General features: G+C 64.7%; 19 protein-coding genes. 10 read left to right on the plus strand and 9 right to left on the minus strand.

Going from position 1 to position 21,560, the window contains the following annotated elements:
• Window positions 1–169: 169 nt before the first annotated feature.
• Window positions 170–1,195, minus strand: coding sequence for a DUF808 domain-containing protein (locus CXQ89_RS16055; protein WP_104161992.1), 1,026 nt, complete (start codon window positions 1,193–1,195; stop codon window positions 170–172).
• 154 nt (window positions 1,196–1,349) lie between these two features.
• Here CXQ89_RS16055 and CXQ89_RS16060 point away from each other — a divergent pair, with 154 nt between their 5' ends.
• The gene (locus tag CXQ89_RS16060) at window positions 1,350–1,682 is read left to right on the plus strand and encodes a DUF1905 domain-containing protein (protein ID WP_104055792.1); all 333 of its coding nucleotides are present in this window, start codon (window positions 1,350–1,352) and stop codon (window positions 1,680–1,682) included.
• Here CXQ89_RS16060 and CXQ89_RS16065 read toward each other — a convergent pair whose 3' ends face one another.
• From CXQ89_RS16065 to CXQ89_RS16075, 3 genes are all read right to left on the minus strand, one after another.
• Complete coding sequence (locus tag CXQ89_RS16065) at window positions 1,683–2,108, minus strand: hypothetical protein (RefSeq protein WP_104161993.1); 426 nt, start codon at window positions 2,106–2,108, stop codon at window positions 1,683–1,685. It abuts the gene before it with no gap.
• A gap of 78 nt (window positions 2,109–2,186) precedes the next feature.
• Window positions 2,187–2,975, minus strand: coding sequence for a GAF and ANTAR domain-containing protein (locus tag CXQ89_RS16070; RefSeq protein WP_104161994.1), 789 nt, complete (start codon window positions 2,973–2,975; stop codon window positions 2,187–2,189).
• Between the two features lie 100 nt (window positions 2,976–3,075).
• Window positions 3,076–3,954, minus strand: a complete 879-nt coding sequence (locus tag CXQ89_RS16075; protein WP_104161995.1) for a patatin-like phospholipase family protein — start codon at window positions 3,952–3,954, stop codon at window positions 3,076–3,078.
• Window positions 3,955–4,032: 78 nt separating this feature from the next.
• Between CXQ89_RS16075 and CXQ89_RS16080 the strand changes: the two genes are divergently transcribed.
• The 8 genes from CXQ89_RS16080 (at window position 4,033) to CXQ89_RS16115 (ending at window position 16,258) form a co-directional block, all read left to right on the plus strand.
• A complete protein-coding gene (locus CXQ89_RS16080) occupies window positions 4,033–4,488 on the plus strand; it encodes a 23S rRNA (pseudouridine(1915)-N(3))-methyltransferase RlmH (RefSeq protein WP_104055784.1) in 456 nt (151 codons plus the stop codon).
• A gap of 208 nt (window positions 4,489–4,696) precedes the next feature.
• Window positions 4,697–5,422 (plus strand): DUF4232 domain-containing protein, encoded by a 726-nt coding sequence (locus CXQ89_RS16085; protein WP_104161996.1) that lies wholly within the window; start codon window positions 4,697–4,699, stop codon window positions 5,420–5,422.
• 107 nt (window positions 5,423–5,529) lie between these two features.
• Window positions 5,530–7,278: an HNH endonuclease signature motif containing protein gene (locus tag CXQ89_RS16090; protein ID WP_104161997.1), complete on the plus strand. Its 1,749-nt coding sequence runs from the start codon at window positions 5,530–5,532 to the stop codon at window positions 7,276–7,278.
• A gap of 72 nt (window positions 7,279–7,350) precedes the next feature.
• Window positions 7,351–12,345, plus strand: coding sequence for a DNA glycosylase AlkZ-like family protein (locus tag CXQ89_RS16095; protein ID WP_258060162.1), 4,995 nt, complete (start codon window positions 7,351–7,353; stop codon window positions 12,343–12,345).
• A 23-nt stretch (window positions 12,346–12,368) separates the two neighbouring features.
• A complete protein-coding gene (locus CXQ89_RS16100; protein WP_104055776.1) occupies window positions 12,369–13,187 on the plus strand; it encodes an Fpg/Nei family DNA glycosylase in 819 nt (272 codons plus the stop codon).
• 103 nt (window positions 13,188–13,290) lie between these two features.
• Window positions 13,291–14,205 carry an RluA family pseudouridine synthase gene (locus CXQ89_RS16105; protein ID WP_104161999.1) on the plus strand — a complete coding sequence of 305 codons (915 nt, stop codon included), beginning with the start codon at window positions 13,291–13,293 and terminating at the stop codon, window positions 14,203–14,205.
• Between the two features lie 87 nt (window positions 14,206–14,292).
• A complete protein-coding gene (locus CXQ89_RS16110) occupies window positions 14,293–15,255 on the plus strand; it encodes a hypothetical protein (RefSeq protein ID WP_104162000.1) in 963 nt (320 codons plus the stop codon).
• Between the two features lie 73 nt (window positions 15,256–15,328).
• Complete coding sequence (locus CXQ89_RS16115) at window positions 15,329–16,258, plus strand: NADP-dependent oxidoreductase (RefSeq protein WP_104162001.1); 930 nt, start codon at window positions 15,329–15,331, stop codon at window positions 16,256–16,258.
• 15 nt (window positions 16,259–16,273) lie between these two features.
• On the opposite strand, the gene CXQ89_RS16120 is transcribed toward CXQ89_RS16115, so the two are convergent.
• The 4 genes from CXQ89_RS16120 to CXQ89_RS16135 all read right to left on the minus strand — a co-directional run bounded on the left by CXQ89_RS16120 (window position 16,274) and on the right by CXQ89_RS16135 (window position 19,353).
• Complete coding sequence (locus CXQ89_RS16120) at window positions 16,274–16,579, minus strand: hypothetical protein (protein WP_104162002.1); 306 nt, start codon at window positions 16,577–16,579, stop codon at window positions 16,274–16,276.
• A 117-nt stretch (window positions 16,580–16,696) separates the two neighbouring features.
• A complete protein-coding gene (locus tag CXQ89_RS16125) occupies window positions 16,697–17,170 on the minus strand; it encodes a hypothetical protein (RefSeq protein ID WP_104162003.1) in 474 nt (157 codons plus the stop codon).
• Between the two features lie 147 nt (window positions 17,171–17,317).
• Complete coding sequence (locus CXQ89_RS16130) at window positions 17,318–18,574, minus strand: acyl-CoA dehydrogenase family protein (RefSeq protein WP_104162070.1); 1,257 nt, start codon at window positions 18,572–18,574, stop codon at window positions 17,318–17,320.
• 5 nt (window positions 18,575–18,579) lie between these two features.
• Window positions 18,580–19,353, minus strand: coding sequence for a 3-hydroxyacyl-CoA dehydrogenase (locus tag CXQ89_RS16135; RefSeq protein ID WP_104162004.1), 774 nt, complete (start codon window positions 19,351–19,353; stop codon window positions 18,580–18,582).
• A gap of 155 nt (window positions 19,354–19,508) precedes the next feature.
• Between CXQ89_RS16135 and CXQ89_RS16140 the strand changes: the two genes are divergently transcribed.
• Window positions 19,509–20,633 carry a glycoside hydrolase family 76 protein gene (locus tag CXQ89_RS16140; protein ID WP_104162005.1) on the plus strand — a complete coding sequence of 375 codons (1,125 nt, stop codon included), beginning with the start codon at window positions 19,509–19,511 and terminating at the stop codon, window positions 20,631–20,633.
• A gap of 7 nt (window positions 20,634–20,640) precedes the next feature.
• On the opposite strand, the gene CXQ89_RS16145 is transcribed toward CXQ89_RS16140, so the two are convergent.
• On the minus strand, window positions 20,641–21,513 hold the full coding sequence (locus CXQ89_RS16145) for a class II glutamine amidotransferase (RefSeq protein WP_104162006.1): 873 nt from the start codon (window positions 21,511–21,513) through the stop codon (window positions 20,641–20,643).
• Between the last annotated feature and the right edge of the window lie 47 nt (window positions 21,514–21,560).

The following is a 21,560-nucleotide window of genomic DNA, read 5'->3' on the forward strand; positions in this document are numbered from 1 at the left end:
CTGCGAGACCACGGGTCAGCCAAGGCCCGGCCATTTTCCGGGCCTTGATATCCAGCGGCCCGGACCTCGTTCAAATCCCACAGTCACCGCCACATGAGAAAGACCCCGATTCCCCTGTGTAAATCAAGGGAAACGGGGTCTTTTGTTTTGTCCGGGAGACCCGCTGCGTCTACTCGGTGGAATCGGTGTCCGGTTTCTCCGGCCGGTGCCCGGCAACCGCTGCCCGAGTGTCACCGGTTTCGTGCCCGTTCTTCTTCTTGCCGAACGGCAGCACCTTCATCAGAGGGTGCAGAACAGCCATGACCACCAGGCCCCAGACCAGTCCGATGACGGCCGAGCAGAGCGTGTTCACAAGCCAGGCCAGGAAACCGCCCACAACCGCAAGCCCGGCCACGGGGTGTTCCAGGGCGTGGACCAGGTCATACGGGGCGTGCCAGCCAAGATCATGGACACCCACCAGCATGATGTGGCCGCCCACCCAGAGCATGGCGATCGTTCCAATGAAGGTGATGGCAGCCAGCACGGCGGGCATCCCCTTCACCAGAAGGGCGCCGAAGCGTTTGGAGCCGGCAGACTCCTTTTTGGTCAGGTGCAGGCCAATGTCGTCCATCTTGACGATCAGCCCGACGGCTCCGTAGACGAGCACTGTGATGGCGATGGCTACGAGGACCAGGATCGCCGCCCGGACCCAGATGGATGCGTCGCCCACCTCGTTCATGGAGATGACCATGATCTCGCAGGACAGGATGAAGTCGGTGGTGATGGCGCCCTTGATGACCTTGGATTCGGCGTCGGGCCCCCGCTCTACCGCCGGTGCCTCTTTGGCAGCCTCGTGGTGGCCGAAGAATTTGTGCCAGACCTTCTCGGCACCCTCGTAGCAGAGGTACGTGCCGCCCAACATGAGGATGAACGGGATCACGCCGGGAATGAACGCGCTGATGAGCAGCAGTGCGGGAAGGATGATCAGCAGCTTGTTCCGGAGCGATCCCCAGAAGATCCGCTTGATCATCGGCAGTTCGCGGGACGGGTCAGCCCCGGACACGTACTGCGGTGTCACTGCGGCGTCATCAATGACGACGCCGGCAGCCTTGGCTCCCGCCTTCGCGGCTCCGGCAGCGATGTCGTCAACAGAGGCTGCGGCGATACGTGCCAGGGCGGCGACGTCGTCCAGCAGGGCGACGAGTCCCCCGCTCACAGCCGTGCTCCTTGCTGGTGCGGGGAGGTCAACTGTTTATGGATGGCGCCCTTGAGGCGTGGATTTGGCATATCGAAATTATAGGTTGCCGGGCTGGGCTTTCCCTCCGGCTATTCCGTTGCCTGCGCCACCCGGGCAAACTACCTTCGACAGTGTGGACACAACATTTTGTGCTGAGGTGTTCGAGTGGCGCGGGCCGGCGCCGTTCTACTGGCTGCTGCTGCCTGAAGACGCGGCTGACTACGTGCGCGCCCAAGCTGCCGCAGCCACCTATGGGTGGGGCGCCATTCCTGTCTGTGTCCGGATCGGGACCACCGATTGGGAGACTTCGCTGCTTCCGCGCAGCGGCGGGTATGCCCTGCCGCTGCGGAAGGACGTTCGTCTCAAGGAACGGATAGACGACGGCGACACGGTGTCCGTTGGGTTGAGCGTAGCCACCCGGGGAGGCCGGGCTGCCGCCGCCCCGGGGAACACGAGACCTTCCTGATTACAGCCGGACGTACGCCCAACCTTCCCACTGCCTGCGCGCCAAATGCGCGACGGCGGCATCCACGGTTTCCACGCCCCGGTGCAGTTCACCGGCCTGGATACCGGCATGGGTCATGCTGTTCAGGCAGGCCAAAACGTGAATGTCTTCCGAGAGGGCCCCGTCGAGGGCGCTCTGGTCTCCCAGGCCTGAGCGAAGGAGCCGCACTCCAAACCCCTGGACCACTACCTCGAGTCTCCGTTCGGGGCCCAGCGCCCGGCGTGAGTTCCCTGCACTTCGGAGCACACCGGCGAGCCAGGTTCCGCTGTCCGGGCCGAAGCCGTGGATTACCAGTCCCGGCAGCGCATCGCCCGGCCGGGCCCCGGCATCGGTCTGATTCCCGGATTCCGGTGGCGTTGCGTTGAGATCCCTGTCTGAAAGTTCCATCTTTTCAGTGTCCCCCCGCGCGCCGGACGGGGACAGAGGCGGCGGCCGCCGTCGTCGTCGTCGGGCTGTGGGCCGCTGCTAGTCGACGAAGTGGGTCTTGGGCTCCTTTTCGCCCACTGAGGCAACAACGGAGGCGGCAATGTCCCGCAGTTTCACGTTCCGTGCGCTCGACGCCGCTTTGAGGATGCCGATTGCGGCCTCCTGGCTGCACCGGTTTTGGGCCATGATGATTCCCACGGCCAGGTCGATGGTGGTGCGTGAACCCATGGCTGCCTTGAGGTTTTCCCTGCTTTCACCCAGCTGGGAAATGCGCACGGCGAGCCGCAGGGATTTCGAGGCGCCGCGGGCAAATTCTTCAGCCGCGCGGATCATTTCGTCGGTAAAGGCATCCGGTTCCCGGGCATACACATTCAGGCCGCACTGGGCGTCTCCGTCCAGGGGAATCGGAACGCCCAGAATCGATTTCAGGCCATACCCGGCAATTGCTTTGGCGTACTCGTCCCATCTCGGGTCCGTGGTGATGTCACGCACCACAACGGTGCGGTTGGTGCGGGCTGCTTCCAGGCAGGGACCGGTGCCGAACCGGTACTGGACCTCATCCATGCGCCGGGACTCCTCGCTGTCACTGGCCACCGTGTCGGCACTGCCCGGCCGCAGGAGGGTCACACCGCAAAACAGCTCCTGCCCGGGCGCGGCCAGGGTGTCGACGGTGAGGCGGGTCAGGTCGGCGAGAAAACCTTCCACGTCGCTTGTTTCCAAGAGCATGTCCTGCAAAAGGCCGGAGTAATCCTTTCCGGTCTCGTCCTGCGCTGCCCGCGCGGCATCGATCAGGTCTGTTGCTCCTGCAGAATTACTGTCGCTGGACATGTCACCATTTTCCGTTGGGGGAAGGCCGTGCGCCTTTTCCATTACAGCATCGGGTGAAGCCGTGTGCCGATCCTCGCCGGCCAATCCCGGTGACCGGCAATCAGACACCCCAGAACACCTTCACTGCATCCACCACTGCGGCGCCCTGTTCCTGGCCGGCCAGCGCAGACGGACGGCGGGTAGACGAGAGCAGCATATTGGTTCCGAAAGCTGACAGGCTGGCCTCATCCGCTTCAATCAGGAACGTTTCAGCTCCCTCCGATAAACCTCTCAATACTTGGGGAAGGGTGGGGCCAAAGGGGCTGTCCGGCGCTTCCGGCGCGCAGGAGAGAACCAGTACCTTGTCATACCCGGTGGCCAGGTCCGCGTTCGAGGCGGAGCGCATCCCGCCGTCCATGTAGGGAATGCCGTCAATCAGCACAGGCGGCCAGGCACCGGGTACGCTGCAGCTTGCGGCGACAGCCCGGGCCAGGTCGGCGCCTGACGATTGATCGAAAACGTGAAAGGCGCCGTCGTTCGCATTCACTGTTGTCACTTTCAGCAGGCCGGAGGGCCATGACGGTGCCGGCAGAAGCGACCGAATGGTGTCCACCCACCGGGTTTCGGAGAGTCCCTGGCCGGCAGCGAGCGCCGCCTTGCCGATCCGGGCACGGGCTTCCTGCTCTCCGCCCGGTCCGCGGGCGGCCGAACCCATCATGTTGATGAACTCCTCAACACTGAAGTGCGGCAACTCGCCCTGCCCTGCCGGGCCTTGTTCCGGTTCGTGTTGGTACAGCTGGGCCGCGAGCGCCTCCCGCAGGACTCCGAACCGCAGGGAAGCGCCGACGACGGAGCCGGCTGACGTTCCCACCACCAGGTCGGCGTCGTTGAGTTCAATACCGTGCTCCAGCAGGGTCGCCAGGACGCCGATCTGCCAGGCGATGCCGGCCACTCCCCCGCCGCCCAGGACTATTGCCCGCGTTCCGCTCGTGTTTGTCATGCGGGCAGTCTAAGCCCGGGACAGGTGAGTACTGCCACCCGTTTTTCCCTCCCGAGGCCCGGGGTATTCAATGGAGACATGGCATTGCGCGTTTTGATGGTTGGCCGAAAGCACGAAGACTGGGTGGTGGACGGGATCCGCCGCTATGAAAAGAGACTGAAAAAGCCCTTTGATTTGACCTGGGTTTCCATTCCGCATTCCGCGCGGGAGGGAGATGCCGCCCGCAAGGAGGAATCTGAGCGTCTGCTGGCCAAGCTGGGCAGCGACTATGTCATCTTGCTGGATGAACGGGGCAAGGCCATTACCTCTCCTGCGCTCGCAAAGACCCTGCAAAAGCCCCTGGATAATTCCCGTAACGTCACATTGATTATCGGCGGCGCCTACGGGGTGGACCAGAGCGTGCACGACCGCGCTGATTTCATCTGGTCGCTGTCTCCTCTGGTCTTCCCCCACCAGCTGGTCCGCCTGATCCTTGCGGAACAGGTGTACCGGGCCCAGGAGATCGCCGGCGGGCGACCCTATCACCACGAATAACCGCTGCCGTCACGAATATCGCTGCCCGCTATTTTTTCGCGGCAGCTCGGCCCGCTCGCGGCTGCCCGGCGCGCTGCGGCAAATTGGCGGGCTGGAGCAAATTGGCGAGCTGCGGCAATGAGGAAATGCGTAACGTTTGCGGCGTCATTATCAGTGCGCGTGAGGAGCCTAATTGACGCCGTACCCTCCTTGCGGAGAAGGTGATCCTATGAATACCCGGTCGCGGAAATTGTTGTCAGCAAGAAAGCCATCCTCGTCTACAAAGTTATGGCCGCTGGCCGCTGCCGTACTGGGCGCAGCCCTTGTAGTCAGCGGCTGCGCGTCCGACGGCGGGGAAACCGCGTCGTCTGCCTCGCCGTCGACGTCCGCTGCCACTGCAAGCTCCGAGGTATCGCCGAGCACCGGAACATCCACGGGCGAAGCCGGTAGTGCGTCCCCGGGTTCCAGCGCTCCGGCACCCACAGCCGGCAACTCCGCTGAAGCCGCGTCACCAACTGGACCCAAGACCTGCGCTGCCGCCGATCTGGCAGGTGAGGTCGAGGACAATATCGGCGGAGGAGCAGCAGGCAGCGTCTACCGCACACTGGTCCTGACGAATGTCTCGTCCGCTCCCTGTGCATCAGCAGCCGGCTTCCCCGGGGTCTCCTATGTTGACGACACCTCAAATGAGCAGATTGGAGCGGCAGCCGTTCGCTCGGGTGAAAACGGCAACCCCGGCGGGGTGTTTGTTCTGGAACCCGGGCAGTCGGTTGTCGCTGACCTGAAGGAAACCCGTGCCGAGAACTATGGCGAGGACTGCGAACCCCATCAGGCAACGAAGCTGCTCGTCTACCCTCCGGAAGACCTCCAAGCGCTGGAGATCCCCCATGAGATTCTTGCCTGCGAGAACCCCAACGTGGAGCTGCTGAGCATCGGAGCTCTGCAAAAGCGGTAGGCGGCGACGGCGGACACTCGTCCTCCACAGGCGGCGCCGCCGGATCGTTTGTCCACATCCATGGCTTCTTTTCTCACCGGGCAGCCCAGGCACCGGAAAATTGGTTTATGGAAACGATCCTTCGGCCGGAAGCAGCGGCTGACTCCGGGGAAGCATCAGGGGCTGACGCCGACGATTCTGTTCACTGCGTCCGCCCACCCGGGTTCCTGCTGTCGCTGACGGATGCCGCACAGGCGTTGAGTGCTCTATGCCGCGGGTCTGTTCAGGCGGGCGGCCTCATGAGTATCGGCCAGACGGCACAATTCGCGGCCGAAGTGGAAGCCCTGGCGCGGTCCGTGGACTACCTGCAGATCGTCTGTGCCGGGGTCTTGGAGAACCACCGGGTTGCCGAAACCTTCGGCTCGACCGGTCCGGCCGGCGCACCTGCTGCACCATTCACAGAAGAGGACCCACCAGTTGCTGCACATGCCGAAGGAGCTGGAGCCTGGAACAACACCTGGGCCGAGGCGGTTTCACCTGCTCAGCAGGCGGCGGGCAAAGTCCGTGCCGAGTTCCGCACCACTGCTGACTACATGCGCTGCCGGTTGCGGATCAGCCGAGGCGAAGCACAGCGGCGTCTGAAACTGGCTTCCGTTCTGCTGCCGGCTTCCGGCAACAGCGGGCACACCGTTCCGGCCGCTTTGCCTGTTCTGGCCGGAGCCGCAGCGGCCGGTCAAATCTCGTCCGTGTCCGCCCTCATCATTGCCGAGGCAGTGGATCAGGTGAGGCAGCGAAGCGGCACCGAAACCGCCGACGCTATGGAGTCGGATCTGGCGTCCCTGGGGAGCCGGCACGACGCTGACTTTCTCGCCCGAACTGCGCGCCGGTGGGTATTGCTGGCAGACCAGGACGGAACCGAACCCTCCGATGATGAATTGCGCCGCTTCCAAGGGGTGTTCCCCGGTCGAAAAAAGAACGGGCTGAACCATCTCAGCATCTACTGCACCGCTGAACAGCACGAAACGCTCCTGACCGTGATGAATGCAGTTGCCGGCCCCAGGGCGTCGGATGCGGCGCCAGAGGCGGCGACAGCCACCGGCGGCCGCAGGCCCGAACAAGCCGGCCCGGGGTTGGCTGAGCATGCCGACGGTAGTGCGCCTGATGCCGGGACTTCATCTCGACTGGATCGGCGGACCCGTCCCCAGCGGCTTCTTAGCGGGCTGATCGCCGCGGCCAAGGCCGCCCTGGCCACGGGCGGCGTTCCTTCCAGCGGCGGGCTGCGCCCTCAGGTCATGGTGACTATTGATGCGCCGTCCCTGTTGAAGGACTTCAAATACGGATCAGTCGTCAAGGGTTTGGATTCCATGAATATCCCGGTGGGCAAGAAGACTCCGCGGCAGACAAAGGACCCGGAAACAGTCAGTCCTGGTTCCTTTGCCTTCACCGGCCCGGTGGCGGCGGCCACCGTCAGAGAACTCGCTTGCGACGCGGAGATGCTGCCCGTTGTGCTCTCGGGTGAAGGCCGGATCCTGGATGTTGGACGGGCGCAACGGCTGTTCCCGCCGCATATGCGCAGAGCTCTCCATGCCCGGGACGGAGGATGCGCTTTTCCCGGTTGCAGCATTCCCGGCCCGTGGACCGAAGCCCACCACATCCGCTATTGGAACCGCGGTGGTCCAACATCAACGGACAACGGCGTCCTCTTGTGCTCCCACCACCATCATGAGGTACACAAAGAGAATTGGAAGATCAGGGTCAGAGCCGGTGTTCCCTGGTTCGTTCCGCCGGCGTATGTGGATCCTGACCGGGTGCCTCTGCGCAACGTGTACTTCCGTTCATCGGTGGCGGATGTTCCCTCCCGCCGCTCCGCAAGCTGAGCGAATTCGGCCTGCAGCCAAACTGCACCGCGGAAGCCGAAAGTGTCAGGCCCGTGCGGAACAATGGTTCACATGACATCCGGAGCTTCGGTTCTGCAGAAGTTCACCCCCGCCACCAGAGAGTGGTTCGAGGGTGCTTTTGATGCGCCGACAGCCGCACAAACCGGAGCTTGGGACGCCATCTCCAAGGGTGCCAACGCCCTGGTAGTGGCACCCACAGGTTCGGGCAAAACCTTGGCTGCCTTCCTGTGGGCGCTGGACAGTTTTATTGCCTCGGCTGCGGGCGGTGAATCTTCAGCGGGCGCAGCCGCAGCTCATGTCCCCGCCACCGAACCAGTCCTCGCCGCCCCCTTGGCTGAGCACGGCGCCAAAGCGTCCGCACGTAAACGGAATACTGTACCGAAACGCAAAACCAAGGTTCTGTACATATCGCCGCTGAAGGCCCTCGGTGTGGATGTGGAGCGAAACCTGCGCTCCCCATTGATCGGCATTACCCAGACAGCCAAGCGGCTGGGACTCCCGGCACCATCCATCACCGTCGGAGTCCGGTCGGGAGACACACCCCAAAACGAACGCCGCACCCTGCTCACCAGGCCGCCGGACATCCTCATCACCACGCCGGAATCGCTGTTCCTTATGCTGACGTCCCGCGCACGCGAAACCCTGGCCGAGGTGGACACCGTCATTGTCGACGAAGTGCACGCGGTTGCCGGCACCAAGCGCGGTGCACATTTGGCAGTTACTTTGGCCCGCTTGGATGCCATGCTCCCCAAACCGGTCCAGCGGATCGGATTGTCCGCAACGGTGGAGCCGCATGAGACGGTTGCGCGGTTCCTGGGAGGTAACGCTCCCGTGCAGGTGGTGGCTCCGGCAGCCAAGAAGTCCTGGGACATCACCGTGACCGTTCCCGTCGAGGACATGTCCGATCTCGGCGGCGCGCCGGCCGTGGAAGACACCATCGAGGGCGGGTACGCGCCGCAGGCAAGCATCTGGCCGCACGTCGAAGAGAGAATCGTCGACCTCATCGAAACGAACCGCTCCACCATAGTGTTCGCCAATTCCCGCCGGTTGGCGGAACGGCTGACCGCACGGCTCAACGAAATTCACACCTACCGGCTGGAAGCATCGGCCCTGTCGCTGTCTGCAGCAGCAACCGGCACAGAGGGTGCCGGCTCCAACGCTGGGTCTGATGCTCCCGCCGCGTTCGAAACTGTGGCTGGGTCTGAACCGGCCGCTGGGTCCGCCGGGTCTTCGGACCTCCCCACAGCACGTCCGCCGGCCCAGCTCATGGCTCAGGCTGGCGTATCCATCCGCTACCGCCAGCCGGACCAGGTTGCCGTTGATGATGACAATCCGGTTCTTGCCCGCGCCCACCACGGCTCAGTGTCCAAGGACCAGCGGGCGCTGATTGAGGATGACCTCAAATCCGGACGGCTGCGCTGCGTCGTGGCCACCAGCTCCCTGGAACTGGGCATCGACATGGGTGCCGTGGACCTGGTCATCCAGGTTGAATCGCCGCCGTCAGTGGCCAGTGGCCTGCAGCGGGTGGGACGGGCAGGACACCAGGTGGGCGAGACGTCCCAAGGCGTCATGTTCCCCAAACACCGCGGAGACCTGCTGAACACGGCGGTTGTCGCCGAGCGGATGCTGGCCGGACAGATCGAACCCCTGTACATCCCTGCCAACCCTCTGGACATCCTTGCCCAGCAAACGGTGGCCGCGTCCGCCCTCGGCTCCATTGACGTGGAGGAATGGTTCGACGTCGTCCGCCGGTCCGCGCCTTTCGCCGGTCTGCCGCGCTCAGCCTTTGACGCCACTTTGGACCTGCTGGCGGGACGCTATCCATCCGACGAGTTTGCGGAACTGCGGCCGCGCATCGTCTGGGACCGCACCGAAGGCACCATCACTGGGAGACCCGGCGCGCAGCGTTTGGCCGTGACCTCCGGCGGCACCATTCCGGACCGCGGACTGTTCGGCGTGTATTTGGTGGGCGACTCCGAAGGCAAGAACAGCCGCCGCGTCGGGGAACTCGATGAGGAGATGGTCTACGAATCCCGGGTGGGCGACGTTTTTGCCCTGGGAGCCACCAGCTGGCGGATTGAAGACATCACCCATGACCGGGTGCTCGTTTCCCCTGCGTTCGGGCAGCCCGGAAAGCTGCCGTTCTGGCGGGGAGATTCCCTCGGCCGGCCGGTGGAGCTGGGCCGGGCACTGGGCGGCTTTGTCCGTGAAATGTCCGGCGCCGATGACGAGACCGCCGCCAAACGGCTGGCCGCCGTCGGGCTCGATGACTGGGCTGCGGGCAACCTGATGACCTACCTGCGGGAACAGCAGCAGGCCACCGATGTGGTGCCCAATGACAGGTCGCTGGTGGTGGAGCGTTTTCACGATGAGCTCGGCGACTGGCGGGTGGTCCTGCACAGCCCGTACGGCATGCCCGTCCATGCGCCCTGGGCCCTCGCCGTCGGCGCCCGGCTTCATCAGCGCTACGGCCTGGACGGCTCGGCGATGGCCTCCGACGACGGCATCGTGCTGCGGGTGCCCCTGATGGAGGATGAACCGCCGGGGGCAGAGCTGTTCATCTTCGACGCGGATGAGCTCGACTCGATCGTGACCGCAGAAGTGGGCGGATCGGCATTGTTCGCCTCTCGTTTCCGTGAATGTGCGGCGCGCGCCCTGCTGCTGCCGCGGCAGAATCCCGGAAAACGGACACCCCTGTGGCAGCAGCGGCAGCGGTCCGCACAGTTGCTGGACGTCGCCAAGAAATACCCGACGTTTCCCATCGTGCTGGAAACCGTGCGCGAATGCCTTCAGGACGTTTACGACCTGCCTGCTTTGAAAGACATTGCCGCCGGAATCGAGCGCCGGGAGATCCGGCTGGTGGAAACCACCACGCCCTCGCCGTCGCCCTTTGCCCGGTCGCTTCTCTTCGGCTACGTCGGTGCTTTCCTGTACGAGGGTGACTCTCCGCTGGCGGAGCGGCGTGCTGCCGCGCTGTCGCTGGATCCGACCCTGCTCAATGAGTTGCTCGGCCGGGCCGAACTGCGCGAACTTCTGGACGCGCGGATCATCGCCCAGACTGAGCGGGAACTGCAGCGGCTGGCCGAGGATCGCCGGGTCCGGGGTGTCGAAGGTGTCGCCGATTTGCTTCGGTTGCTGGGGCCTTTGACCGCTCCCGAAGTTGCTGCCCGGCTGCAGCCCAATGAAGCGGACCAGACCGAAAGCACCTCGGATGACACCGGCGGCGGGGTGCACAATGCCCTCGACCTGCTGGAGCAGCTGGTCCGGTCCAACCGCGCGCTGAAAGTCGGCGTGGCCGGGCAGCAGCGCTATGCCGCCATCGAGGATGCCGCCCGTCTGCGCGATGCCCTGGGCGTGCCGTTGCCGATGGGTGTCCCGCTGGCCTTCATCGAACCTGTGGCTGATCCCCTGGGCGACCTGATTGGCCGCTACGCGCGTACCCACGGCCCCTTTACCGCAGCAGAAGCTGCAGCGCGGCTGGGACTGGGCGTCGCCGTCGTCACCGCCACTCTGCAGCGCCTTGCCGGTGAAGGCCGCGTTATCGAAGGCGAGTTCCGCCCGGCCGAAACCCTGATTTTGGACGCTGCGGCCGGCGTGGACCAAACCCCCGGCAGTGTCATCACGGTTCCCGGTACTCCAGCCGGCACCGAATGGTGCGACGTCGAGGTGCTGCGCCGCCTGCGCCGGCGGTCCCTCGCCGCGCTGCGTTCAGAAGTGGAACCGGTGGATCCGGCGACCTATGCCCGCTTCCTTCCTGCCTGGCAGAATGTGGGCTCTTCCCTGCGCGGGCTCGACGGGGTTGCCACCGTGATAGACCAGCTCTCCGGCGTCCCCATTCCCGCATCTGCCTGGGAACCCCTCATTCTCGGATCACGGATCCGGAATTACGTCCCCTCCATGCTGGACGAACTTACCGCCACCGGTGAGGTCCTCTGGTCAGGGACCGGTTCCCTGCCCGGGAACGACGGCTGGATTGCGCTGCATTTGGCCGAAAACGCTCCGCTGACGCTCAATCCCGCACCGGATTTTGTCCCCTCGGACCAACAGCAGCAACTGTTGGATCTGCTGTCCGGCGGCGGAGCGTACTTCTTCCGGCAGCTGGTCGACGGCCTGGCCGCCAACGGGGCCGAATCTTCTGACGCCAACGTCATCAGCGCCCTGTGGGATCTGGTGTGGGCGGGAAGGATCAGCAACGACACTTTCACCCCGGTCCGGTCCCTGCTCTCCGGAGGAAAAACGGCACACAAACAACGCGCCGCGACGCCCCGTGCACGCACTGCCCGGCTGGGCAGGCTGGGCCGTGCTCCGGGAGCCTCCCTCACCGGAAGCTCCATGCGCCTGGCTGCCGGCAACCAGCCCTCCGCGCTGCGCAACTCTCCTCCGCTCGTCGCCGGGCGCTGGAGCATGCTGCCCGCGGTGGAACAGGACACCACCATCTCCGCCCATGCCACAGCCGAACTGCTGCTGGACCGCTACGGCGTTGTCACCCGGGGATCGGTTGCCAGCGAGGGCACACCGGGCGGTTTCGCCCTGTTGTACCGTGTTCTCGCCCGGCTTGAAGAAATGGGCCGCTGCCGCCGCGGGTACTTTATTGAACAACTCGGTGCTGCGCAGTTTGCCGTTCCTGCCACCGTGGATCGGCTGCGGTCCTTTTCGGAGGACTCCCAGCTGCGCAAACCTGAACCGTCAGCGGTGGCGCTGGCGGCAACCGATCCGGCAAATCCGTTTGGTGCGGCCCTTCCGTGGCCAACCCTCGACGGCGGCCACCGGCCCGGACGTAAGGCGGGCGCGCTCGTGGTGCTGGTCGACGGGAACCTGACCCTGTATGCGGAGCGGGGAGGAAAAACCCTGTTGACCTTCACGGAGGATCCGGCGGCACTGGAGCTTTCCGCCGCAGCTCTGGTCGACATTATTCGCCGGGGTGCTGCGGAAAAGATGGCCATCGAGAAGGTCAACGGCCAGGACGTCCTCGACACGGAAGCTGCCCGTGCCCTGACCAAAGCAGGTTTCTACACCACGCCGAAAGGACTGCGTTACCGTGTCTAACGTCAACGGACACGGAGGACAGCATGCCTGAAGGCGATACAGTCTGGCGGGCAGCCCGCGAACTCAACACCGCGCTGGCCGGCCAAACCCTGACCAAATGTGACATCCGCGTACCCAAGTTCGCCACGACCGATTTCACGGGCCGCACAGTTACCGACGTCGTCGCGCGCGGCAAGCACCTGCTGATCCGGCTGGACGATGCAGACAGCGGCTGGATCCTGCATTCCCACCTCAAAATGGAGGGCCTCTGGCACGTTTACGAGCGTGGCCAGCGATGGCGCCGTCCGGCGTTCAAGGCACGCTGCGTCCTGGAGACGGCTCAAAAACAGGTGGTCGGCTTCGATCTTGGTTTCCTTCGTGTCCTACCGCGCTCGGAGGAGAACGACGCCGTCGGCTACCTTGGTCCCGATCTCCTGGGACCGGACTGGGACGCAGCAGAGGCACTGCGGCGGATTGAGTCCGTCCCGGAGCGGCCTATCGGACTGGCATTACTGGATCAGCGCAACCTCGCCGGGATCGGCAACGTCTACCGCTGCGAGATCTGTTTCCTCGCCGGAGTCCATCCGTTGACCCCCGTCGGGGAGGTGCGGAATCTGCCCAGGATCATCGATCTGTCCAAGCGGCTGCTCGAAGCCAACAAAACGCGAAGCCGCAGGATCACCACCGGAAACATGGGCGGAGATCCTCTCTGGGTCTATAACAGGGAAACCCGCGGCTGCCTCCGCTGCGGAACAAAGGTGGCCCACGAACTTGTCGGCGACAACGCACTGGAGCTGCGGGACCTGTACTACTGCCCGCATTGCCAGCCTGCGGCAGCGGCCTCCTCCGCGCCGGCTACATAAAAGCCAGTCGCAGCCGAAAGCTGCGTTTGCCGCCGCTGCTGTCCCGGTCCCCCGGCACCCCGCGTCATGGAACGATTCCACGCCTCGGTACTCTGGAAGGGTGATGCAATCTCCCCTTCCCGTACGCAACGGCGTGAATGCCACCCGCCTGCGGCTGCCGGATGACGGTCCCTGGAAGACGGCCATGGACTACGTTTTGTCCCGGTTTGGCCATGTCGACCCGGGTGGCATTGCCGACCGGTTTGCCCGCGGCGAGGTTGTGGGTTTGGGCGGTATTCCGCTGACCCAGGAGACTCCACTGCACGAGCACACCTTCATTTGGTATTACCGGGAACTGCCGCCCGAACAGCGGCTCCCGGTGGAAATCAACGTCCTGCACCAGGACGAGAACCTGCTGGTGGTCGACAAACCCCACTTTCTGCCCACCACGCCCGGAGGCATGTACGTGGCCGAGTCTGCGCTGGTTCGCCTTCGCGTGCAGCTGGACATTCCGGACCTCATTCCCATGCACCGCCTGGACCGGATGACTGCAGGGGTGCTCCTGTTTTCAACCAATCCGGAAACCCGTGGAAAGTATCAGACCCTGTTTGAAAAGCGTCGGATCAGCAAAGAATATGAGGCCGTCGCTCCGGTCCTCGACGACCTCGAACTGCCCCGAGTTGTGCGAAGCCGCATGATCAAGTCGCGCACCTACCTGCTGGCGCAGGAAGTGGAGGGGGAACCCAATGCCGAAACGCGCATCGAACTCCTGGAGGCGCACGACGGCGTTGGCCGCTACCGCCTCCAGCCGCACACGGGCAAGACACACCAGCTGCGGGTGCATATGGCATCTCAGGGAATCGGGATCCTCCATGATTCCTTCTACCCCGAGCTGCTGCCGCAGGCGCCGGATGACTACGACCGGCCCCTTCAGTTGCTTGCCCGGTCCGTGGAATTTGTTGACCCTTTGACGAGGCAGCCCGTTCAGTACCGCAGCCGTCTCTCTCTGGCATTCGCTCCCAAGGCCAGCCGGATTTAACGTAGCCTTTTTGCTTTGTCAATGGATAGGGTGGGAAAAACGTCCGGGGAGGCCAACTTCGGATACTCCGGCAGGGGAAGGACCCTGATGATTCCGCCGTCGAACCTATCTGATGCCCAACGCCTCGAACTGGCTGGCCCTGCGCCCGGCGAGGCAAAGTCCGGTGTCAGCATGGAGCCGGAATCCCGGCTGCTCGGAGCAGAAAACAGGCTCCCCGTTGGCCTCATTCGCCGGGTTGCCGTATCCCTGGCAGCAGCTGCCGCCGCAGCGACCGCTCTCGTCCTTGTCCGGTCCGACGGCTCCCTGGTTGAACGCAGTCCCGACTCTGTGCTTGGCTCCGCGGCGTCGCACCTCGCGCCGGCCGCCGAGGCGTGGTGGATGTGGTTGCCGGTTACAGCATCGTGGCTGGGATATGCGCTCTACCAGTGGCTTCCCCGGCAGCGGGAGAATCCTCGGCAGGAACGCTTCGGCTGGCTTATCCTGGCATCCCAGATCGTGGCCTTCGCTTGGCTGCTGGCAGTCTCCGAGGTGAACGCCGGTCTCCTCCTGCCCGTTGCCGCAGCGCAAATAGCAGTGGGCCTGGTGGCGGTGCACAGCATGAACATCCACCCGCCGTCGTCTGTTGTGGAAGGAATCCTGGCTGACGCGCCCCTGAGGGTATCGCTGGCCGCGGGCGTCCTCTCCCTCGTTGCGGCCCTTGCCTTCACTCTGACCCGAGCGGAAGCAGATCTCGCGGGCTGGGGCGCTACCGTTTGGGCCTTGGTCAGCCTCATCACGGTCATGGTGGGCATCACCGTGATTTGCATGACCGATCGAGGCCATTTGTCGCTGGCTCTCGCCATCGTCTGGGGATTGTCGTGTATCGCTTTTGAGCGGCTGACGGGATCTCCGGACTCCATGAGTATTGGCGTGGGAGCAGCCGTGGCCGCTTTCCTGGTCCTGGTCTCGGCTGGCTCCCGCCGGCATCAGGTCGATCATGAACGGCGGCGCAGCGAACGGCAGGCAGAAGGGCGGCTTCATCCGGAACCACTCCGGCCAGTCATCCTGTAGTCCCGCGGTCCGGCGTCACTTCCTCGGATTCGTTAGTGGAATACCGCGGCAGCTGCGGTGGTTGCCGCCGAGTATGAAGATCATCGGAGTGGAAAAGTTCGGCGGACCCGAAGCGCTGACCGTCCTGGACGTTGCCGATCCCCATGCAGGACCGGGCGAGGTGCGCATCAGGGTCCAGGCTGCTGCTGTCAGCCCGACCGACACCGTCCTGCGGGCAGGCGGACAGAGCAAGGGAGACGGCAAGCTCCCGGCAGTGCCGGGCATGGACGCCGCCGGGATCATTGACGAGACGGACGGTTCCGGCGGGTGGCAGGTAGGAGACAAAGTCATGGCCATTGTGCTGCCCCTCGGCGAGCATGGGGGAGCGTATCAGGAATACTTGGTGGCTCCGGCGGACTCCCTCGCCCATATCCCGGCGGGCATGGACTTAGCCGAAGCCTCAACTCTGCCCATGAACGGCCTGACCGCCGTCCAGACGCTGGAGAAGCTTGACCTCCAGCCCGGCCAGTCACTTGCCGTGACCGGAGCAGCGGGAACGCTGGGAAACTACTTGGTGCAGCTGGCCAAACATGCCGGGTTGGTGGTTGTAGCCGATGCCGCGGAAAAGGACCGCTCATTGGTCTCCGGGCTGGGACCGGACTACATCGTGGAGCGCGGCGACGACGTTGCGGAGCGGATCCGGGAGTTCTTCCCCGAGGGCGTGGACGCCCTCGCCGATGCGGCCGTGATGAACGAAAAAGCCGCACCGGCGGTCAAGGACAACGGAGGTTTTGCCACGTACCGGTGGTGGCAGGAAGACCCGGGGCGGGGCATCACTGTTCATCCGATTGCGGTTCGGGATGAATACCATTCCGGCCAGAAGCTCGAAGCTCTGCGCCGCCTCGCCGAGGACGGAACGCTGACTCTCCGGGTTGCCGATCGAATCCCGGCGGAAAAGGCGGAGGAAGCCCACCGCAGGCTGGAAGCCGGCGGAGTGCGCGGTCGGCTGGTGTTGCTCTTCTAAGCGCCGCAAAACCGCTTAGAGCGGAACCCAGCGGCCCCGCTGCCGCCGCAGAACCCGCAGCCGTTCTGCGGCGGCAACGGTCTCCACCGCGTGGCGCATGTTCGCTGCGGCGCGCAGGGCCTGGGAGTTCTCCAGCGACCATTCGTTGTCGGGAACCATGAAGCGAAGAGTGATGCGTGGAATTCCTGAAACGATGTCGAGCTGATTCGCTTCGACGTGGTGGCTGGCCGCCAAAGCCGCCACTGCCGTTTCCATTACCGCTTCCGGCGGAGTTCCGGGCTTGAGCCCCGTGATGTTCAGTTGGGCTCGGAAAGAAGGCATAAGAACAGGTTAGACGGTGGCTCTGTCAGGCCCAGCCCGCCGGGACCGCCGAAAAGGGATGCGGATGAGCGCGCTCACGCTCTCACCGATTTTCGGCGCTCCCGGACCAAACGGAGCTTAGAGTTCGCGTTCCTCGGAGTCGAAGTCGGCCAGCGGATCTCCGCCGAGGTGGGCCGGATCGTCACTGCCGTCCTGCTCGTCAGTGGCTACCGGGTCATCAAAGTCGACGTCGGCTGCCGCTTCTCCGATGGTCGGAACCTCGGGCGGGATCTGGGAGGCGCCTTCCTCGTACCGTTCTTCGGCGGTTTCGTCCCGCAGCGTCTGGTCAGACAGCAATCCGGGTTCGTTGGCAAGGGGCTCACCGGCCAGCAGCGGGTCCTCCTGCCACCGGTCGGGGTTGTCTTCGGCCGCACCGGGGTAGCTCAGGGCCTCCGGGTCCACAAACTCGTCCGTGGCGGACAGGTCGTCTGCATCGACCATGTCGGTCAGCGGCACCTCGGCCACCTCATCCGGAGTCACAACATCGGCAATATCATCGGCCAATACGGGATCATCGCCCAGCTCGGGGTCGGGAATGCTCTGCTCGTCCATCAATCGTGCCTCTCCTTCAGCTTGTCGCTGCCTGCGTCCGGCTGAACCGAACCGCCGGCAGATGCTCATTAGTAAGCCTACTGATGAGGAGGCTTCAGCACCACCCGGGATCCCGCACCCGGCAGCATGGCCAGAGGCCCTGCCGCCCTAGCGCAGCGCCGAAATGCCGGTAATGTCCCGGCCCACAATGAGGGAGTTAATCTCGTAGGTTCCCTCGTAGGTATAGATGGCTTCGGCATCGGCGAAGATCTTTGCCATCCGGTGGTCGGTCACAATGCCGTTGCCGCCCAGGATGCTGCGCCCCAGCGCCACGGTCTCGCGCATCTTGGCACTGGCATAGGACTTGGCCAAAGCGGCCTGCGCCATGCCGCCGTCGGATCCGCGCACCCCCGCTGCCCCCTGGTCGGTTCCCGGACCGCTCCTGCCCGCCTCCGAGGGATAACCTCCCCGTTCCAGCTCGGACACCCGGGCCAGCATCCCGGTGCTGGCCACGGTGTTTCCCAGCATGCGCACCAGTTGTTCGGTAACCAGCTGGAACGAGGCCAGGGGACGGCCAAACTGTTGGCGTTCCACGGCATACGCCCGGGAAACGTCTACGGCTGCGAGCTGCGCCCCCACCGCCTGCCAGCCCACCATGATGCGCGAGCCGCGCAGGAGGTGTTTGATGTCCTCAAAGCTATCGATTCCCGCAAGCCGGTCATCTTCGCTGACCCGGACATTCGTCAGGGTAATGTCCGCGTTCTGCACGGTCCGCAGCGCCGTCTTGTTCTCGATCCGGGTGCGGTGGACACCCGGGAGCGAAGCATCCAGCAGGAAGCCCCGCACCTTGCCGGTTCCGGGTTCCCGTGCCCACAACAGCATGTAGTTACAGAAAGTTCCGTTGCCGATCCAGCGTTTGCTGCCGTTGAGGAGCCAGGCATCCCCGTCCCGGACCGCCGTGGTTTCCATCCCGCCGGCAACGTCGGAGCCGTGCTCCGGTTCGGTCAGGGCAAAGGCTCCGGTGATGCGAAGTGCCATCGCGTCGGCCAGCAGCCGGTCCTTTTGCTCTGCGGACCCGAAGGCGTGCAGGGCTTCCACGAACAAATCATGGTGAACCATGAAGAACGTGGCGATCGAGGTATCTGTCCGGGTCATTTCCGCAATGACGAGCCCCGCAAACAGCGGGCTGTAGCCCTGCTGCACCGGGGTGGACAGTTCCAGCGCCGCCAGCTTGGGCAACAGCTCGGCAGGGAAGTACGCGTCCTGCCACCACTGCCCGGCATACGGAGCCACCTCGGCCGCCAAAAAGGTGCGCAGCTCGGCAAGCTTTTCCTGTTCGCGCTGGCTCAGCAGGTCCTCGAACGCATAAAAATCGGCATCCGGGAGCCCCGCAGCACCGGGCTGTCTTCCTTCATCTGCAGCCAACAAAATCAGCGCGGTCCCATCCGAATGGCGCCGTCCAGGCGGATGGTTTCGCCGTTGAGCATCTGGTTTTCGATAATGTGTGCAGCCAGTGCGGCGTACTCGTCCGGCCGGCCCAAACGGGACGGATGGGGCACCTGCTGCCCCAGGGAGTCCTGGGCTTCCTGCGGCAGTCCCGCCATCATGGGGGTCTCAAAGATCCCGGGAGCAATCGTGACCACGCGGATCAAGTGGCGGGCAAGCTCCCGGGCGAGCGGCAGCGTCATGGCTGCAACCCCGCCCTTGGAAGCGGAATAGGCCGGCTGGCCAATCTGTCCGTCGAAAGCTGCGACGGACGCGGTGTTGATGATGACGCCGCGCTCGGAGGTGCCGCCGGCCTCCACCGGTTCAGTCTCCGCCATGGCCTGAGCGGCGAGCCTGCTGACGTTGAACGTTCCGATGAGGTTCACCTGGATCACACGGGCAAAATCCTCCAGCGGCAGTACACCGTTGCGGCCCAGCACCTTGCCGGGGGTCGCGATGCCTGCACAGTTGACAGCCACACGCAGCGGTCCAGCGTTCATAGCGGCTTCCACCGCTGCTGCCATCTGTTCGGGATCAGTGACATCACCGGGAACAAAGTGGGCGTTGTCGCCCAGCTCAGCAGCGTATGCCAGGCCGCCCGAGGAGGGCAGATCCACCAGGATCACTGACGCTCCGGCGTCGTACAACCTCCGGGCCGTAGCCCGTCCCAGCCCGGAAGCGCCCCCGGTAACAACTGCCGATGCCCCTGAAATGTCCATCCGTACTCCTGCGTCAAAGTTTGCGCCTGCCCCTGCGGTGGCGCCACTTGAGCCTACTGTGATCCGGCACACATCGCATCTTCGCGCTGATTTCCTCGGCCAGCCGCAGCCGCTTTAACTGTGACAGCAGACCTCACGGGGCTAGGGTGGTTCGCATGCTGTCCGAGCAACCGCTGCACGAGATCCAAGCCCGCGCCGATGACGCGGCGGCGTCTGTTGCTGCCGCCTTCGCCCGCCCGCTGCTGGGGCTTCCGGGAACCAGGCTGGCCGCCGTCGAAAGCCCGGCCCCGCGTCGCCTGCTGCCCGGGCCGTGGCATTACTGGTGGCAGGCCCACTACGTGGATGCGCTGGTTGACGCAGCGCTGCGCGGAGCTCCCGACGCCGTCGGGCAGGCCCACCAGCTCATCCGCACCATTCGGCTGCGGAACGGGTTGCGTGCCACCAACTGGTATTTCGACGACATGGCCTGGCTGGCCCTTGCTGTGGCCCGCTTCGATGCCCTCCTTCCCTCCCGGCCGGTGCGGCGGTCCGACGACGGCGGAGCTCCCCGCCGGCCCGCGGCACGGCGCCATCCCCGGATGCTGGCTGCACTGACGGAGGCCCTGCGCTCGGCCCACACCATGGAGTTTGGCGGCGGGCTGTACTGGAACCGGCGCCGGACCTTCAAGAACACACCGGCCACCGGGCCGGCCGCGCTGCACTTCGCCCGCAGCGGTGAACGCGAGCGCTCCCAGGCCCTGATTGACTGGCTCAACTCCAGCCTCCTGGATGCCGAAACGGGACTGTACCTCGACGGCATCAAGGCGGGAGGAACCACGGCGGATCCTGTGGTGGAACGGGCTGTCTTTTCCTACAACCAGGGCCCGGTCCTGGGCGCCCTGCTGGAACTGGGCGGTCCGGCAAACCTGGCCCGGGCAGCCCAGCTCATCGATGCGGTTCACCGGGTGCTCACCCACTCCGGCACAGCGGTACTCGTCACCCACGGCACCGGTGATGCCGGCTTATTCACCGGCATTCTGGCCCGATATCTTGCCCTGGCCGCAGTGTCTCCGACCCTGCCGGAACGCCACCGGGAACAGGCCGCCGCGATGGTCAGCGCCACGGCTGAAGCGCTCTGGGCAGGACGGACAAAGCGGGGGCAGCGGACGGTCTTCTCTCCGCATCCGCTGGAGGCGGCCGAACGGCATTATCCGGGTGGAACCGGCGTCGGCCTCTCTACCCAGCTGTCAGCGTGGATTATTTTGGAGGCGGCGGCAAGGGTCCGGCGCGGCCACGGCTGAGACGTGCTCAGCCAACCTTCAGGGGCTGCTGTGACGCCGCAGCCGTGACATCCAGATCAGCCAGCGTCAACCGATACCGGGGTTCAGGCGGCAGCGGATTGCTGCTGTGAACCTTCAGTGACGAATCGATGTGCAGGACCTCGCCGGAGTCCATCAGCCGCCACTTGGGATTGTCGTCCATTTTCTCTGTGGCCAGCAGCACCGCAGGCCGCCGGCCTTCGGCCATCTCCTGGCTGTGCACGCTGATCCGCTGTGTGCGCATCCCCGCGTGGGGCTCGGATCCGGCGAGCTCCAGGACATAGAGGGGGTGCGTGTCCGGATACCGGACCGCCCACACGTCCGACCCGGTGGTCAGGATGATGTTCACCGCAAAAAGCCTCAGGTTTTCCGCCACCCACGCCAGCGCCGAGACGATGGCCGCTTCGACGTCGCCCCCGTTGCTGCGCGCCTCCGCCGTGATCAGGGCGAAGACCCGCTCGCTGTCGGTATCGCCCTTCACCAGGTCCATCACGCCAAGCTGCCGCAGCCGCGCCTCGAGCCGGTCCAGATCCTCCACCACTCCGTTGTGGGCGAGCAGGCGGTTGTCCTGCTCGAAGGGATGGGTGTTCACCAACAGGTTGCCGCCGGTGCTGGCATACCGCACATGGGCGAGGAACGTGGTGCTGGACAGATCCCGGGCTTCCGCGGCGAAGGCCTTGTCCTCGTAGGCTGCTATCGGAGCTTTATCCACCACCGGCCGCCCCTCACCGTCGAAGGTTCCAATCCCGAATCCGTCAGCTTCCCGCCGGCTCTGCCGGGACAGGCTGTCCGGCGCCGTGAGGAGCCAGAAGGTGGCTTTGACGGGGGTTTTACCGGCATGCATGCCAAAGAGACGACACATTGATGGTCCTCCGCAGATTTGCCGCAGCAAGGCTCAACTGCCGCGGG

This window comes from Arthrobacter sp. ZGTC212, from assembly GCF_002929255.1.
In the GTDB taxonomy this organism is placed as follows: Bacteria; Actinomycetota; Actinomycetes; order Actinomycetales; family Micrococcaceae; genus Arthrobacter_B; species Arthrobacter_B sunyaminii.

What these genes read in the sequence shown, in the direction of transcription:
- CXQ89_RS16085 (WP_104161996.1), top strand. Translation starts at nt 4,697, where the DNA reads ATGAATACCCGGTCGCGGAAATTGTTGTCAGCAAGAAAGCCATCCTCG.
- CXQ89_RS16145 (WP_104162006.1), bottom strand. Translation starts at nt 21,513, where the DNA reads ATGTGTCGTCTCTTTGGCATGCATGCCGGTAAAACCCCCGTCAAAGCC.
- CXQ89_RS16075 (WP_104161995.1), bottom strand. Translation starts at nt 3,954, where the DNA reads ATGACAAACACGAGCGGAACGCGGGCAATAGTCCTGGGCGGCGGGGGA.
- CXQ89_RS16120 (WP_104162002.1), bottom strand. Translation starts at nt 16,579, where the DNA reads ATGCCTTCTTTCCGAGCCCAACTGAACATCACGGGGCTCAAGCCCGGA.
- CXQ89_RS16095 (WP_258060162.1), top strand. Translation starts at nt 7,351, where the DNA reads ATGACATCCGGAGCTTCGGTTCTGCAGAAGTTCACCCCCGCCACCAGA.
- CXQ89_RS16135 (WP_104162004.1), bottom strand. Translation starts at nt 19,353, where the DNA reads ATGGACATTTCAGGGGCATCGGCAGTTGTTACCGGGGGCGCTTCCGGG.
- CXQ89_RS16065 (WP_104161993.1), bottom strand. Translation starts at nt 2,108, where the DNA reads ATGGAACTTTCAGACAGGGATCTCAACGCAACGCCACCGGAATCCGGG.
- CXQ89_RS16090 (WP_104161997.1), top strand. Translation starts at nt 5,530, where the DNA reads ATGGAAACGATCCTTCGGCCGGAAGCAGCGGCTGACTCCGGGGAAGCA.
- CXQ89_RS16115 (WP_104162001.1), top strand. Translation starts at nt 15,329, where the DNA reads ATGAAGATCATCGGAGTGGAAAAGTTCGGCGGACCCGAAGCGCTGACC.
- CXQ89_RS16105 (WP_104161999.1), top strand. Translation starts at nt 13,291, where the DNA reads ATGCAATCTCCCCTTCCCGTACGCAACGGCGTGAATGCCACCCGCCTG.
- CXQ89_RS16080 (WP_104055784.1), top strand. Translation starts at nt 4,033, where the DNA reads ATGGCATTGCGCGTTTTGATGGTTGGCCGAAAGCACGAAGACTGGGTG.
- CXQ89_RS16125 (WP_104162003.1), bottom strand. Translation starts at nt 17,170, where the DNA reads ATGGACGAGCAGAGCATTCCCGACCCCGAGCTGGGCGATGATCCCGTA.
- CXQ89_RS16110 (WP_104162000.1), top strand. Translation starts at nt 14,293, where the DNA reads ATGATTCCGCCGTCGAACCTATCTGATGCCCAACGCCTCGAACTGGCT.
- CXQ89_RS16070 (WP_104161994.1), bottom strand. Translation starts at nt 2,975, where the DNA reads ATGTCCAGCGACAGTAATTCTGCAGGAGCAACAGACCTGATCGATGCC.
- CXQ89_RS16140 (WP_104162005.1), top strand. Translation starts at nt 19,509, where the DNA reads ATGCTGTCCGAGCAACCGCTGCACGAGATCCAAGCCCGCGCCGATGAC.
- CXQ89_RS16100 (WP_104055776.1), top strand. Translation starts at nt 12,369, where the DNA reads ATGCCTGAAGGCGATACAGTCTGGCGGGCAGCCCGCGAACTCAACACC.